This is a genomic window from Microcoleus sp. B5-D4, from assembly GCF_036705145.1.
GTDB lineage: Bacteria > Cyanobacteriota > Cyanobacteriia > Cyanobacteriales > Microcoleaceae > Microcoleus.
On sequence record NZ_JAUBTV010000021.1, the window covers coordinates 1 to 15,692 of the forward strand.

Genomic DNA, 15,692 nt, shown 5'->3' on the forward strand with positions numbered 1-15,692 from the left:
TCTGCTAATTTTTATGCTGTGCTGAAAACTTTTTATGAAGATTTAAAATCCGAGTGGATATTGCAAGGAAATTTAGCAGAAGACTTTAAAGATAAGGGCTGTAAGTTTGTGATAATTTTGGACAACGCTAGTTTTCATAAAAAAGCAGAGACTTTGCAGAAAATAGCGTCAGAGATGCCGAATCTAATCATAGAGTTTTTGCCCAAGTATAGCCCTGACTATAACCTAGTTGAATTAGTATGGCATTCCGCAAAGGAATATGTTGCTAATAGATTATTTGAATCCATTGAAAAACTAGAATCACTGTTACATAAACTTTTAAATGAAGGAGAATTAATTATGAAATGGAACCGAAAGATCAAAAACAAAGGTAACTTAGTTAATGCAGTTTAGATGTCGAACAGCTTAATTGGGGAGAATTAATGGGTTGAAATTAGTTTAACATCAGAATTATATCTTTTTGCGAGCGAGCGTCTCGATCGCACTCGCAAAGAGACACTCGCCCTGCACTGAGAAAATTAACTGAGAAAATTATGATTCCGAGTGCAGTGCCGAAACAATATAATTACACAATCGCAGCCGCTTTCATCGCGAAAATGCGATCGATCGCATCTTCAACAACCTTATCAGGCGTAGAAGCACCCGAAGTCACACCCACCACAATTTTACCATCGGGTAGCCAACCTTCAGCTACGATCAAATCTGCCCCCAAAGGCTTGTGTTCGATCCGATTTCCGGGTAAAATGCGCTCCGCACAATCAATGTGATAAGAAGGAACAGTTTTGTCGATCGCAATTTCCTGCAGATGCGTAGTATTAGAAGAATTAAAACCCCCAATCACCAGCATCAAATCCAACTTTTCCTCAACCAAACTCAACATAGCATCTTGGCGTTCCTGAGTCGCATCGCAGATAGTATTAAAACTCAGAAAATGCTCATTCAAATTCTCCGGCCCGAACTTCCGCATCATCGTTTTTTCAAACAACTTACCAATGTTCTCTGTCTCAGTTTTGAGCATAGTAGTTTGGTTAGCAATACCAACACTTTCCAAATCCACATCGGGGTCAAAACCAGCAGAATAAGCCTTGCTAAATTTAGCAATAAACTCATCGCGGTCGCCCCCATTCAAGATATAATTGCTGACATATTCAGCTTCCTGCCAATTCAATACAATCAAATACTTATCAGCAAAAGAACTCGTAGCAACAGTTTCCTCATGCTTATATTGACCGTGAATAATCGAAGTATAATTCCTCTTTTTGTGCTTTTCAACAGTATTCCAAACCTTAGAAACCCAAGGACAAGTAGTATCAACAATCTTGCAGCCCTTATCATTAAGCAACTGCATTTCTTGGACACTCGCTCCAAAAGCAGGTAAAATTACCACATCCCCACTATCGACAACCGAAAAATCTTTCTGCCCCTTTTCAACAGCAATAAAACCAACTTCCATATCGCGCAAATGCTGATTCACAGACGGATTATGAATAATCTCATTAGTAATCCAAATCCGTTCCGAGGGGAAATGCTGGCGAGTCTCGTAAGCAATAGCTACAGCGCGTTCCACCCCCCAGCAAAAGCCAAAAGCCTCAGCCAGCCGGATCGTGACTGCGCCGCGTTCCAGCCTGTAATTATTGTCGCGAATTTGCTGGATCAGACTGCTTTGATAAGCTGTCTGCATCACGCCAGCTACCTCAGCTTCGTGTCCGAAACCCTTGCGGTGGTAGTTTTCAGACTGTTGGAGCGATCGTTTAAAAGCTTTAGTATCCATGCGGTATCGAGTAGAAATCTAGGTTAATTACCTTTGATTTTAGAATGCCTGGGGTGCGATCGGGCTTATTGGCTCAGTAGGGAAGAGGGGATATGCTATTTATACGATCGACACATGAGGGGGAAGAAGGAATGAACCGCGAAGACGCGTTCGGCGAAGCCGTTCCCGTAGGGTAGGACGCGAAGGAAGAAGAAAGAGTAATGAGACAATTGGGCGAACAGCTAGAACACTTAGCCTATAGAGTGATTGGGGCGGCTATTGAGGTGCATCGGCTTTTGGGGCCAGGATTTTTAGAATCAGTGTATCAGGAATCCTTAGAAGTTGAATTTCGGATGCGGGGGATACCTTGTCAGCCTAAAAAGCCCGTAGCAATCACCTACAAAGGTCATCAAGTCGGCGAAGGTCAATTAGACTTTATGGTTGGCGATATCCTCATTGTCGAAGTAAAAGCTGTAGAAAAGCTAGCTCCCATCCACGAAGCCCAAGTTATCTCTTATCTTAAAATGACCAAAAACAGCTTGGGCCTTCTGATCAACTTCAACGTTCCCATCCTCAAAGAAGGCATCAAACGGATCATACTCTCATCTTAACCCTTCTTCCTCCTCCTCCTTCCTCTTCCTTCTTCGCGCTCTACCCTACGGGAACGGCTTCGCCGAACGCGCCTTCGCGGTTCGTTAAAAAAAAACTTAAAAAAAGCCTGGAGACCCAGATAACTGAGTCTCTACACGATCGAACTCCCACAGAAAATCAGCTTCAAATCTTCTTAGGCGCAAAAGGAGAACTCGATTCAAACGAACTGAAACCGCCGGCAAAATCCTCACCGTAAGCTTCTTCCCCGTGCAGGTCAATATCCAAACCTTTGTCTTCAGCAGATGATGGCACTCGCAATTCCATAAACTGTTCCAAAATTTTCAGGATCACAAAAGTGCCGACACCCGCAAACACGTAAGTAGCTAGAACGCCTACAAACTGGGTGACGATTAGCCCCGGATTCCCGGCAAACAGCCCGTCATTTCCGGCAGCGTTAACCGCTTTAGTCGCAAATAAGCCAGTCAGAATCGCGCCCACAGTTCCGCCGACGCCGTGAACCGGGAAGGTATCCAAAGAGTCGTCAAATCCCAGCTTAGCTCGGAAACTAACGGCAAAGAAGCAGCAAACCGAAGTAATCGATCCGATCAAAAGCGCTCCCACTGGCAGCACGAATCCAGCCGCAGGTGTGATGCCCACCAATCCCGCGAGGAAACCGCTAGCAATTCCCACTGCTGTCGGTTTGCCTCTGAGCACCCATTCCACAATTGTCCAAGTTAAACCCCCGGCTGCAGCAGAAATCATCGTGGTGACAAAAGCCACTGTTGCTAAAGAACCAGCTCCCAAAGCGCTACCGCCGTTGAAGCCAAACCAGCCGAACCACAGCATCCCAATTCCCAGCAAGACGTAGGGTACGTTGTGAGGGGTGTGGGGCTTGTTCAAGTGGTCTTTGCGAGGCCCGATCATCCAAGCTGCGACAACCGCAGAAACACCGGAACTAATGTGTACGACTGTGCCGCCGGCAAAGTCCAAAGATCCGATCGCCTGCAGCCAGCCTCTACCCCAAACCCAGTGGGCTAAAGGAGAGTAGATGAAGGTAGACCACAGCAGCACGAACCAGAAATAGGTTTTAAATGTTACCCGTTCGACGATCGCCCCGGAAATCAAGGCTGGAGTGATGATGGCGAACATCATTTGGTACACCATGAATACTTGGTGGGGTATTGTCAGTGCGTAGCCGATCGGATCTGGTGTGTCCGCCGTGACGTTGTTCAAGAACATCCAGTCGAAACCGCCGATGAAGCTTTCGATCCCTTGACCAAACCCTTTAGCATCGAGGTTGCTGGCGGTGACATCAAAGGCTAAACTGTACCCCCACAGCGTCCAGGTGACGCCGATCGTTCCCATCATCACCAAGCTCATCATCATGGTGTTGAGGACGTTGCGCGATCGCACCAGTCCCCCGTAGAAAAACGCCAGTCCCGGTGTCATCAGCAATACCAGTGCTGAGGAAACCAACATCCAGGCCGTATCGCCGCTATCGATCGGATTCGGCGCCACCGCAGCAGCGGCACCAGCATCTTGAGCTAAGGCATTGCCGGTCAGCGGCACGCTTAACAGCCACAGCGCGATGATGCCGATCGTTAAACTTTTTTTGATCACGTTAGTTGTACCTTTTCATACTCAGCAATTTTCAGGGAAGACCGAGCCGATTTTAGATGTGAGGATTTTAGATGCAATAGTTATTTGGTTTTAAGTCCCTGTGTTAGCGGAACAAATCTTCAATAGATAATTCCCCAATCCTCAACCCCCCGCCTTCGTATAGCCGGACTCATCTAAATTCGTCCACTATCAATCTAATGGTCTATGCCTTTTGGATTGCACCATTTGTACAAACCGTTATTCTGTATCACCCTATACTAAATAGCTAACTATCATATTTCTTAATCTATCAGTCGATACTTGACATAGCCAGTGATAGCAGAGTAATCGGAGAGGGGGAGAGTTGGGGAGAATAGGACTTCATCCTTTATTTTTCTAACTAATGACTAATAACTCATGACTAATGACTAATGACTAATGACTAATAACTCATGACTAATGACTAATAACTCATGACTAATGACTAATAACTCATGACTAATGACTAATGACTAATAACTAATGACTAATGACTAATGACTAATGACTAATGACTAATGACTAATGACTAATGACTAATGACTAATGACTAATAACTCATGACTCATTTTTCAACTGCATCTGATCGAACAGTTGCAGGGCCGATCGCCAAACCAGATAACCTTGATCGTTAAGGTGCAAGCCGTCTGTGCTGAGTTCAGTTGGCAAATTGCCCTCAGCATCCGCAAACAGCGGGTACAAATCCAGATACAAAACATTTTCCGAACTAGCAATTTCTTTCAGCCGTCGATTTATTGCCCTAATCCGACTGTTAGGAATTGCCAACAGCCGATCGCGATTTTCCCAAGTAGCTTGTTCCCCGCTGTGGGGCAAAATCGACTGCACAACTACTTGTGCTTTGGGGTGAGCCCACCGCAAATCGCGAATAATCTGCCGCTGGTTGTCCAAAATCCCTTCGTCGCTGGCGCCCCGCAACAAATCGTTAATCCCAATCATCACAAAAACAGTATCCGGCGCAGTTCGATCGAACAACTGCAACCGCTTCAGCAAACCCACGGAAGTCTCCCCCGAAATCCCTTGATTCAGCCAAATTCGATCGACTGGTAACAGCTTTGTCGGAAACCACATACTCAGAGAATCCCCAGCCAAAACACTCAGTCTTGAGGGTCGATTCGCCGCCACCGCCTCAGCTTCGCGCCCCAACTGCGTCACCCACTGCTGGTAAGTCCATTTGTGTCGCGGCCCGGGAACAGGCACGTCTAGCACTGCCTTTGCAGAGATCGCCGGTTGGCCAATTTGTTCCTCAACCGCTTCTGCTGTCACCGCATCATTCGCCTGGAAGCTTTCTGTCAAGTTGTGTCCCCGCAGCAGTAGTTGAGCGACTGTAACTATCAGTACCCCGTTCGTCACCAGAGATAGCAAAGCCCAAACCGGAACAGTTTTCGATCGGCTAACTTCCATCCCTAAGAGGGATTTATGAGTTCTACTTCTGCTACCTCCTCCAAACTTCTCCATAAACTCAAGCTATTTGCAGGCCTCACACCGAATAATTTGCACTGATTGCTGCATCAAATTTTACCGCTCAATTAAACCCTCAATTCTTGTAATAATCAAGCACTGTGCTGTGTTGGGCAAGGGCGGCGATGCAGAACTTTGCTTTTTCGCACTACTTTACCATAAAAAATCTGCCTACCAAACTTTCCTGCACATAAATTGGATTTGTCAAAGCTGCCGCACTGCACAAAAATATATCTAAAAGTGATCGAACTTACTCAGTCATGATGCTAAAATCCAAAAATGAAAAAATTAACTATAACTGAAGCAGCCAAAATTAAAGGTGTGAGCGCTTCCACCTTACGCAGGTGGGAAGCCGAAGGCAAGCTAATACCCGAACGCACCGCTAATGGTCACAGACGCTATGACCTAGGTCATCTTCTCGGGTTAAAACCCAACGGAGCTTTAACCATTGCTTACGCTCGGGTTAGCAGTCACAACCAAAAAGATGATTTAGACAGACAAAAACAAGTTTTGGAATTGTTTTGTGCATCTCAGGGCTGGCAATTCCAAATCATTGATGATGTAGGTTCTGGGGTTAATTACAGTAAGCGGGGTTTACAACATCTAATTCGGGCGATCGCAGACAATCAAGTAGAAAGGTTGGTATTAACTCACAAAGACAGACTGCTGAGATTTGGTTCTGAACTAATTTTTAATTTGTGCGAACACTTTGGGACAGAGGTAGTGATTATAAATCAAACCGAGAATGCTAGCTGTGACGAGGATTTAGCTAAAGATATACTAGAAATAATCACTGTTGTCTCCGCCCGCCTTGATGGCAGCAGGAATCCCAAAAACAAGCGCGTCGTTGAAGAACTTAAAGCAATTGCCGGTAAACTCTAATCAATACACCAGTTTGCAAAGTTCGTTAGTTACAGATTCTCAATTCCCAATTACCAATTAGCGGCGCACATCTCATGCAATCGCCAACTACTATATGTAACGTGTTGCATAATAGCGGGATGATTTGGATTTTTTTGGTCGGATGGGCTCTCGAAGCTCGAAGGGGTGTATTTTCACAGCAGGTGGGACACCCCACCATAATCATCCTCAAATTGTGCAATTGTGCAACCCCATATGTCAGCCATTAAAGGTCAATTAAAAATAAAAATATGCCCGCGTTCGCATCGAAGATTGAAACGCGAGCACAACGATAGACAGCCATAAGTTGGCGGGTATTTCAGATTCGGGTTTTTCTGAATAAAGGGGTGAATTAGCTGATAAATAGCTAATTTAGGACACGAAAGCTGAATTGGTCGAGATCTTCGCACGCTCTACAGTTTGGTAGTCTTGCCCCCAGAACCCCCACCATAACCGCCGTAGCTGCTCTCACTTCTGTTATCCAAGCTGGTTTCCTTCACAAACCCGGTGTAAGCTTCCATCCCGTGTTCGCCGATATCCAAACCTTCAGCCTCCTCTAAAGCAGAAACGCGGATACCCAGCAAAGCTTTGAGTGCCAGCCAAAAAATCGTACTCAGCAGCACGGTCATCCCGCCTACAGAGATAATGCCGACCAACTGCGCCCAGAGTTGACCGAAACCTCCGCCCACAAGCAGTCCGGCTGCAGGGCCTGCGGTATATAGTCCAGTTGTAGGCCCGTCAGCAAATAAGCCAACTGCCAGAGTTCCCCAGATCCCGCAGACTAAGTGAACTGAAGTTGCGCCTACAGGGTCGTCAATTTTCAAGTTGTCGAAGAAGGTTACTGCGAAAACTACCAGGATACCGGCGATCGTACCGATAATGGCAGAGTTGGGTATGTTGATCCAAGCGCAGCTCGCTGTTACGCCGACTAAGCCGGCAAGGATGCCGTTGATAATCATCGAAAGGTCGGGTTTGCCAAGGTACAGCCAAGCAGTAATGGTTGCAGCAACTCCCCCGAAGGCCCCGGCGGTGTTGGTGGTGATCGCAATATGGGCGATCGCATTTGGATCGACTGCCATTGTCGAACCGGGATTGAACCCGAACCAACCCAACCACAGAATCAAACAGCCCAGGGTGGCAATGCTCATATTGTGTCCCGGCATCGCCACAGTATCGCCGTCGCGGTACTTGCCGATCCGCGGCCCCAAAAATGCCGCTCCCATCAAAGCAGCCCAACCGCCTACCGAGTGAATCACTGTCGAACCGGCAAAATCGTAGAAGCCTGCGTCTGCCAGCCAGCCGCCGCCCCAAATCCAGTGTCCGGTAATCGGGTAAGCAATTCCTACTAGCAGCAAGCTGAAAATTAAGAATTCAAGGAATTTAATTCGCTCTGCAACGGCTCCAGAAACGATCGTGGCAGCAGTTCCCGCAAAAACTAATTGGAAAAAGAATTTAGCGTTGAGGGGGACTCCCGTCCAGTTAAGCGACTCGAAAATGCCTTGATAAGCGTCTCCTGTGGCGGGGCTGTTGTCAGCTACGTTCCACAGGAAAAATCCGCTGCTGCCGATAAAATTGTTGCCATTGCTGAACATTAAGCCAAAGCCGATCGCCCAATAGGCGATCGTAGCAAGCGCAAAAACAATCAAGTTTTTGGACAGCACGTTGACTGCATTTTTTTGGCGACAAAAACCGGTTTCCAACATACCGAAACCGGCGTTCATAAAGAACACTAGCATCCCCGCCACCATGACCCACATGGTATCCATGCCCACCTTAAGGCTTGCTAATTGTTCCTCGGTGGTTGGCGTAGCAGGGGTTTGGGCTACCGCCGCATATCCCCACACCAAGACGATGATTGCTGCTATTGGTATGCAGGCTTGCCAACTTGGAGTGAGGCGGGAGATCGCCCTTTGTAATTTCTTCAACCTGTTGACTTTCGTAAAAAATTTAGCTGCTGGCAAATTTAAAGTCTCCCGCCTGACTTGTTTCGACTTTTTCTTTCCGACAGTCATTTTAATCACTTTTACCCTCTTTACGGCTAGTAAGCTCAGCAATATTCGGAAAACTTTCCAATCTTACTACAAAAGTTTATTGGATTATTTGTTGAGATTGAGATAGTTATGATAGCCTAGCTCTTCTAGTTGATTTTGTTTTTTCAGTACAGATTCGGACAAAGTTTTGCGGTAATGCAAAACTCGCTCTAGCAATTCTGGCTGATGAGCTGCCAGTATCTGAACTGCCAGCAAGCCAGCATTCTTGGCGTTGCCGATCCCCACTGTGGCTACGGGTATCCCGGCTGGCATTTGCACGATCGAGTACAGTGAATCTAGGCCTTGGAGGTGGCGACTCGGTACGGGCACCCCAATTACGGGCAAGGGGGTTAAAGATGCTACCATACCTGGGAGGTGCGCCGCTCCCCCGGCACCTGCGATAATGACTTTCAAGCCTCGTTGGTGCGCGGTTTGGGCGTATTCCACCATGCGATCAGGGGTGCGGTGCGCCGAGACGATCGCCACGGAGCAACCAACACTGAATTCTTCGCAAACTGCGATCGCATCTTTCATGGTTGGCAAATCCGAATCGCTACCCATGATAATTCCAACTGTCGGTTGATTCATGCAATTTTCCGATTTCAGATTTCAGATAAATGCTAATTTTAAATGATTGCGTTAAGTCAAATTTAGATATTTTGTACCAAAACTGACCCTTAAAAGCAATTTTGCCTCCAGCCGCAGTCTGATCAGCCGTGCAGCCCGCAAAAAGCTGCCCATCCTCATCGCCAGCCCACGGATTTATCCCTAGCGAATATAAAATCTAAAATCTAAAATCTAAAATCGGATGACTGAAGCCACAACCCCAACTGCCGCCCCCACAGATATTCTCAATGTTCGCCTCCCCGGTTGCAAGGATTTGCAGATGCTTGCTGTTGACGAAACGGGAATCATTCAAGAAGTTTTGCCGATGGACGCCGTATTTAAACGGATTTGTCCTCCCCATTTGCACGTGCTTGATGTAGCAGGCGATTGGCTTTCTCTGGGCGGTGTTGACTTGCAGATTAACGGCGCCCTCGGTTTTGCTTTTCCCGATTTAGAAAGCAAGCATATTGAAATTTTGCCGAAAATTTGTCAATTTTTGTGGAATCAGGGAGTGGATGCTTTTTTGCCGACTTTGGTTACAACTTCGCTGGATAAGTTTAGGCGATCGCTCTCTACTATAGCTGATTATATCCGCACTGTACAAACCGCCGATCGGGCAACAATTAAACCCAAAACAGCGGAAATTCTTGGCGTTCATCTCGAAGGCCCTTTTCTCAACCCCCAGAAACGAGGAGCTCACCCAGTTGAGTTTTTATTACCGCTAACTATAGAAAATGTCAAGCAAGTTTTAGGAGATTGTGCCGATATTGTCAAAATAATTACTTTAGCGCCGGAGTTAGACAGCACTGGCGAAGTCATTTCCTATTTGCAAAGTTTGGGAATTTCCGTCAGTCTCGGACACTCCCAAGCGACGGCAGAGCAAGCGCAGCAAGCATTTGAGCGGGGAGCTTCAATGGTAACTCACGCTTTTAATGCGATGCCGAGTTTGCACCACAGAGAACCGGGTTTGTTGGGAGCGGCGATTGTTTATCCGGGGGTAAAATGCGGTTTAATTGCTGACGGGAAACACGTTTCTCCGACAATGATTGATTTTTTGCTACGCGCTGGTAGGTATCAAAAAGGCGTTTTTTTAGTGAGCGATGCTTTGGCTCCTTTGGGTTTGCCTGACGGTGTTTATCCTTGGGATTCCCGACAAATTGAAGTCAGAAAAGGTACAGCTTGGGTAAGATTAGATTATCACTCGGTCCTGGAATGTGCTACTTTGGCAGGTACTACTCTGCCACTGTTGGCGGGAGTTCAGAATTTGGTGGAGTGGGGGATTTGCGATGCCGAAAGTGCGATCGCCCTGGCAACTGAATCTCCAAGAAAGGCGATCGCACTTTCGGGAATTATCGGCAATTCGGCAACTCAATTATTGCGCTGGCATTTAAATGAACCGACAAAAGAATTGGCTTGGCATCGGTTGTTTTAAGTGGTTCCATTTAGTTTCCATGCCATTAGTTTCTCGCGCAGTAGAGTTCCTAGTGAGGAGGAAGATTCCTTATGCTAAGCGCTGCTAACAGCAATTCGGTGTTCTCGGCAAGTTCGATCGTAAATATTATTTAATTCCACAGCCAAGCAAATCTCGCCCCGCAGCCACAGCGGTAAAACCGGGAGCTCGCAGCCCACAGCCAGTTTTTCCTGCCAAATATCGAGGCATTGGTTGCCGGATCGCTCGATCGCTCGATAAGCTGTAGCATAGAGTTCAGCGTCGAAGGGCGAAGCGCTTCCTCCAGCCAGACGGGCTAACAATTCATTATGAAGATTTGCCTTCCTTCCCGTCACAACATCAACTATTACCAACCCAATTCCCTGGCGCAAATACGTCTCGCACTTAGAAACAAAAGCACCGCGATGAGTAGAACGATCTTTGTTGGCAGGACTTACTAATTCAATTGCACCGGCTAATACCGGGCCGGCTTCAGTGCTAAAAATACTGACTTGCACCGTTTGGGCCGCAGTTATAAAAGGCACGCTTTGGGCTGGGGGTGACATCCAATTGTTTGGGAAATCTATTGGCAAACGAATTACCGTCTCTGGACAATCAAACTCCGGTAGAGGTTCCTCAAAAGCTGCTACATCAATTTCAATCCCAAACTGCACGTTGGGCTCGGCAAAGTAATTTGCGGGTAATTTGGCATTCAAATCGGATGCAATGTAAGTCGCCCAGGCGTTGTGAAAGGCGTGCCAGTGACGGCGAACCGACAGCGGCGGGCGGAAATGATCTTGTAGCACCATATTTTTTAAAGTTAGGGCTGATTAAAATTATCGACCGAATGTGCGATCGGCTGAACTCGGTTTTTATGGAATTAGTTTGTCAATTCGGGATTGTTCGAGTTGCGATCGCCCGTATAAGTAAATCTAACTCAATTTAATTGGGTGGGGAGTGTCAATCGATTTTAGATTTTAGATTTTAGATTTTAGATTTAAAATTGAAGAACTTAACCCACTGATAAATCCGGGGGCCCCGGACTAAATTACTTTCGGTCAACAATAACTGTCACTGCAGCTTTATAATATTTAACCGTTGGCAATAACTCAGCAGCAGGCAGATCGATGAATTTGGTAGACGACAAGACTATAGTTAGACAGTATTTTAACTCGACGGGATTCGATCGGTGGCAGCGAATTTACGGCGACGGCAAAGTCAATAAAGTTCAGCTAGACATCCGCACCGGGCACCAGCAAACAGTGGATACAGTGCTCGGCTGGCTAGAAGCTGACGGCAATTTACCGGGGCTTTCTGTCTGCGATGCGGGCTGCGGTGTGGGATCTCTGAGTATTCCTCTGGCTGAGGCTGGGGCGATTGTTTGCGCTAGCGATATCTCTGAAAAGATGGTAGCAGAAGCCTACGCTCGATCGACAGCCGTTCCCGGCAAGCTCTATAACATCTCTTTCGCCGCCCAAGATTTGGAAGCTTTAACGGGCAAATTTCACACTGTCATTTGTTTGGACGTGCTGATCCACTATCCTCAAGATAAGGCTGCGGAAATGATTGCTCACCTAAGTTCGATCGCCCAATCGCGACTAATTATCAGTTTTGCCCCCAAAACTTTAGCACTCACCGCCCTCAAAAAATTTGGCGAACTTTTCCCCGGCCCGAGCAAAACTACCCGCGCTTACCAGCACCGCGAAGCTGATATTATCAAAATCTTAGAAAACAATGGTTTTGTGATTAACAGAACAGCGATGACTAGCACTAGCTTTTACTATTCTCGCTTGCTGGAAGCTGTGCGAAAATAGGGTCAAAATATCGGCAAAAAAGCTAACTTATCATCAGCATAGGGTGCGCCTAGCGCACCTTCCCTTCCCAGAGTTAGGCCAGTAAACATCTCTACTATGCGATTGCTTCGCGGAGGCTCGCAATGACAAGTAAGGCACGCACCGCGCACCTTCTATCTCAACAATTAGATGTTTTTCCCTCTTCCTTCTTCCCTCTTCCTTCTTCCCTCTTCCTTCTTCCTTCTTCCTTCTATCCTTTAGGGAACACCACAGAATGATTGATCCTATAATGACCAAAAGATAATTTCAGTGTGCAGCCTATCTTATGTCTCTAAAATCTATCATGAAACTGACCGAACACGCCAAATCTCTTTACATCAAAACAGCTAAAAAACTCAAGGGGACAGACAGACGACAATTCATGGGATCGGTAGTCAAAGGTTTAGGAATAGGTGGACAAACGTTAGTAGAACGGGAGTTAGGATGGAACAGACGCACCATTCGTAAAGGGATGAAAGAATTGAAAAGTGGTGAGCCAATTGTCGATGGTTTCAAGCGCAGTGGACGAAAGCGGGTTGAAACAAAATTACCCAACTTATTGAAAGATATTAAATCGTTAGTAGACCCACACAGTCAAACTGATCCTAGCTTTAAGAGTACGCGATTATATACACGCATTACTGCCAATGAAGTGCGTAGTCAATTAATTGAACAATTTGGTTATACTGACGAAGAACTACCGAGTACAGAAACAATTCGACGAAGATTGAATGATTTGGGTTATACCTTAAAACGAGTTCTTAAAACTAAGCCTGTCAAAAAAATCCCCGAAACATCAGCCATTTTTGAAGAACTTGGACAAATCAATACAGAAGCTGATAATAACCCTAATACTCTCCGAATCTCCATTGATGCCAAGGCTTCCGTCAAGATTGGAGAATTTGATAGAGGTGGTAAAAATCGGACGCCAACTATTGCATTAGACCATGATTTTTCGACTCAATCAACTGTGATTCCCTATTGCATTTTTCTGCCTGAGTACAATGAGTTATTTTTATTCTTCGTTACTTCTAAGTTGACGGCTGATTGTATAGTTGACTTACTTGAAAGTTGGTGGCAAACTGTCAAACACCGTTTTAGTCACATTCAGAAATTGGTTATTAATCAGGATAATGGCCCGGAAAATCATTCTCGTCGTACTCAGTTTATGAAACGAATTTTAGATTTTTCCCGAAAATCTCAACTGACGTTACAATTGGCTTATTATCCGCCATATAGTAAATATAACCCAGTAGAACGTTGTTTTGGTTGGTTATAAAAGCATTGGAATGGTAGTTTACTTGACACTGTTGAGAGTGTAGTAAATTTCGCCAAAACTCTCACATTTAAGGATAAAAATCCAGTAGTGACATTAGTAGAAAGAATTTACTCCACGGGAGTTAAAATTAACAAGTTAGCTATGGCAGAAATTGAAACCCAGATTAATCGTCTCCCCAATCTTCACAAATGGTTTGTGGAAATTTTCGCTAAACCCACATAGCTATTGGATCATTCTTTTTGTGGAGGTCTCATTACATCCGTTACATCCGTGGAGCGAATCCGTTGCCGAACTTCCTTCTTCCTTCTATCCTTTACATCCGTGGAGCGAATCCGTTGCCGAACTTCCTTCTTCCCAATTCAATAAATATTATGTCAACGCTAATTTTAATTCGCATTTTTATAGCAGCCGCAGCCCTTTTCGGAGGTTTATCCGTTGCAGGCGGTGCTTTCGCCTCCCACGCTTTGAAAAATCAATTGACCGATCGAGCTTTAACCATTTTTGAGACCGGCGCCCGATATCAAATGTACCATGCCCTGGCTCTATTACTCGTCGCTTTACTCTTGAGCCGCGCCCAAGAGTCTCAAACCTTTTTTGCAGTGGCTGGATGGGCTTTTATTGCCGGCACAATCATCTTTTCAGGCAGTTTGTACGCCCTGAGTTTGAGCGACATCAAATGGCTGGGTGCAATTACGCCACTGGGGGGAGTTGCTTTTATTGTCGGTTGGGGATGTTTGGCAGTGGCAGCTTTTAGTTTTAAATAGAGATTGACAATTCCCAATGCCAAATCCCTCCGCGAGAGCTCCGCTTTTTGACCCCATGCCCTATGCCCTATGCCCTAATTTTCAAACACATCGCTGGAAAACATCTCTGTCAAAGTACGCAAGTAAGGTACAAATACCGTTAAATCTTCAGCAGAAAGCCGATCGCATATTTCCCAAAATAAAATCAGCAGCATATCCTGCACTAACTCCCAACTTACATGAAGTTTGGGGTACAACATCACGCAAATTGGAAACAATTCTTGCTGTACCGGGCGAATACTACCTTCCAAAACGCACCAGCACAAATAGCTTTGAAAAATCTCGACATCCCGGATACCAGAAATTTTTATCTCCCGATCGCTCAAATACCCACTGCTGCTGCGGTATCCTTGATGCTGGGCACTAGCTCGATCGTACACTGCACTAGCAATCTGAGTCGTCTGCTGCAACAAATGCTGAACGGCTAATAGAGCTCTTGAATTCGGGGGCTGATTCGCCGCAGCCTCGTTAATCTCTCCGTAGGGAATGTGCAGGTACTCGTCTACAACTTTTAAGTAGGGCGCAAATTCCCCTCTCTCTGACTCCGAAAGACATCCTAACAAGATTTTGCTAGTGTATTGAAATTCCACCGTCACAAATCCCAGCACTAACGGATCTGTCTCTGAGTATTTTCGCCTCACTTTGATAATATCTTTTCCCACCAGCACTGACAAGCGGAAAACAGGTTCTCTATCTGCATAAGCGTCTATTGTTTTCCGATATAAGGTGCGAGTGTCGGCGGCAATTTCTAAAGAATTAATTAAGCTCTTATCGATGGCGTGGCGCTCTATTTGTTCCCCTAAAAGAGCTTCTACTCTATTCCAAGCTATCTCGCTGGCTAATTTCAGGGTATCTGTCAATTTGTCAACTATTGGGGCTCTATTTCCCTCAAAATTAGTTAACTCTGCGCTTTGGGGAATTTGTCGCGGGGCTTGGTTTTCTCGTGCGGCAACTGTACTGTAATATTTTTTTGCCCAGCTAACTGCGAAGGAAGAAACGCTGATGCCTTTAGCCTCTGGGAGTTTGTCAGTGTCCGATCCGCTAATACCTTCCGACGCCAGACTGTCGCCCTGTTGAATTTTGTCGGCAGCAGGTAAAGACTTTGAAGATATTTGTGAAATACCCGTCATGATCAACCTCGTTTTTTTATTAAGTCGCACCGGATCGATTCCCCTAATTTTTAACGTTGTTAACTACAATTTTCTGCATTTGTACGCTGATAGTCATCAGCCATTACGCTTAAAGCTATAAGCCATTTGGCTCGACTGCCTGCATCTTTTATAAGTTGCACGTTAATAACGTTATTTATTGTGCGATCGATCACAGGGTGACTGTGATCGCGACCCTAATCTATT

13 protein-coding genes and 1 pseudogene are annotated in these 15,692 nt (G+C 45.8%); 7 read left to right on the top strand and 7 right to left on the bottom strand.

Translation table 11 applies throughout. From position 1 onward, the window contains the following. A partial coding sequence (locus QUB10_RS12515) for a transposase (protein WP_333202511.1) occupies positions 1 to 393 on the top strand: 393 nt, incomplete at its 5' end. A gap of 172 nt (positions 394 to 565) precedes the next feature. Here QUB10_RS12515 and QUB10_RS12520 read toward each other — a convergent pair. After that, positions 566 to 1,771, bottom strand: a complete 1,206-nt coding sequence (locus QUB10_RS12520; protein ID WP_333202513.1) for a 4-hydroxy-3-methylbut-2-enyl diphosphate reductase — start codon at positions 1,769 to 1,771, stop codon at positions 566 to 568. A gap of 200 nt (positions 1,772 to 1,971) precedes the next feature. On the opposite strand from QUB10_RS12520, the gene QUB10_RS12525 reads away from it, so the two are divergent. Further along, on the top strand, positions 1,972 to 2,361 hold the full coding sequence (locus tag QUB10_RS12525) for a GxxExxY protein (RefSeq protein ID WP_333202515.1): 390 nt from the start codon (positions 1,972 to 1,974) through the stop codon (positions 2,359 to 2,361). A 163-nt stretch (positions 2,362 to 2,524) separates the two neighbouring features. Here the strand turns inward: QUB10_RS12525 and QUB10_RS12530 are convergent, their stop codons facing one another. After that, a complete protein-coding gene (locus QUB10_RS12530; protein ID WP_333202517.1) occupies positions 2,525 to 3,961 on the bottom strand; it encodes an ammonium transporter in 1,437 nt (478 codons plus the stop codon). Between the two features lie 576 nt (positions 3,962 to 4,537). Continuing rightward, the gene (locus tag QUB10_RS12535) at positions 4,538 to 5,455 is read right to left on the bottom strand and encodes an SGNH/GDSL hydrolase family protein (RefSeq protein ID WP_333202519.1); all 918 of its coding nucleotides are present in this window, start codon (positions 5,453 to 5,455) and stop codon (positions 4,538 to 4,540) included. 282 nt (positions 5,456 to 5,737) lie between these two features. On the opposite strand from QUB10_RS12535, the gene QUB10_RS12540 reads away from it, so the two are divergent. Continuing rightward, a complete protein-coding gene (locus tag QUB10_RS12540) occupies positions 5,738 to 6,340 on the top strand; it encodes an IS607 family transposase (RefSeq protein ID WP_333202521.1) in 603 nt (200 codons plus the stop codon). A 431-nt stretch (positions 6,341 to 6,771) separates the two neighbouring features. Here the strand turns inward: QUB10_RS12540 and QUB10_RS12545 are convergent, their stop codons facing one another. Both QUB10_RS12545 and purE read right to left on the bottom strand, forming a co-directional pair. Beyond that, the gene (locus tag QUB10_RS12545) at positions 6,772 to 8,370 is read right to left on the bottom strand and encodes an ammonium transporter (RefSeq protein ID WP_333202523.1); all 1,599 of its coding nucleotides are present in this window, start codon (positions 8,368 to 8,370) and stop codon (positions 6,772 to 6,774) included. 84 nt (positions 8,371 to 8,454) lie between these two features. Beyond that, complete coding sequence (gene purE, locus QUB10_RS12550; protein WP_333202525.1) at positions 8,455 to 8,976, bottom strand: 5-(carboxyamino)imidazole ribonucleotide mutase; 522 nt, start codon at positions 8,974 to 8,976, stop codon at positions 8,455 to 8,457. A 220-nt stretch (positions 8,977 to 9,196) separates the two neighbouring features. Here purE and nagA point away from each other — a divergent pair, with 220 nt between their 5' ends. After that, positions 9,197 to 10,426 carry an N-acetylglucosamine-6-phosphate deacetylase gene (gene nagA, locus QUB10_RS12555; protein ID WP_333202527.1) on the top strand — a complete coding sequence of 410 codons (1,230 nt, stop codon included), beginning with the start codon at positions 9,197 to 9,199 and terminating at the stop codon, positions 10,424 to 10,426. A 74-nt stretch (positions 10,427 to 10,500) separates the two neighbouring features. Here nagA and QUB10_RS12560 read toward each other — a convergent pair whose 3' ends face one another. Continuing rightward, entirely contained in the window at positions 10,501 to 11,232 is a 732-nt protein-coding gene (locus tag QUB10_RS12560) for a DUF4058 family protein (protein WP_333202529.1), read from the bottom strand. A 318-nt stretch (positions 11,233 to 11,550) separates the two neighbouring features. On the opposite strand from QUB10_RS12560, the gene bchM reads away from it, so the two are divergent. The 3 genes and pseudogenes from bchM (at position 11,551) to QUB10_RS12575 (ending at position 14,298) form a co-directional block, all read left to right on the top strand. Further along, entirely contained in the window at positions 11,551 to 12,237 is a 687-nt protein-coding gene (bchM, locus tag QUB10_RS12565) for a magnesium protoporphyrin IX methyltransferase (protein WP_333202531.1), read from the top strand. A gap of 322 nt (positions 12,238 to 12,559) precedes the next feature. After that, positions 12,560 to 13,756, top strand: a pseudogene (locus tag QUB10_RS12570) (ISAzo13 family transposase). A gap of 149 nt (positions 13,757 to 13,905) precedes the next feature. Beyond that, positions 13,906 to 14,298, top strand: coding sequence for a DUF423 domain-containing protein (locus QUB10_RS12575; RefSeq protein ID WP_333202533.1), 393 nt, complete (start codon positions 13,906 to 13,908; stop codon positions 14,296 to 14,298). Positions 14,299 to 14,372: 74 nt separating this feature from the next. Here the strand turns inward: QUB10_RS12575 and QUB10_RS12580 are convergent, their stop codons facing one another. Further along, positions 14,373 to 15,467 carry a hypothetical protein gene (locus tag QUB10_RS12580; protein WP_333202535.1) on the bottom strand — a complete coding sequence of 365 codons (1,095 nt, stop codon included), beginning with the start codon at positions 15,465 to 15,467 and terminating at the stop codon, positions 14,373 to 14,375. Positions 15,468 to 15,692 lie beyond the last annotated feature (225 nt).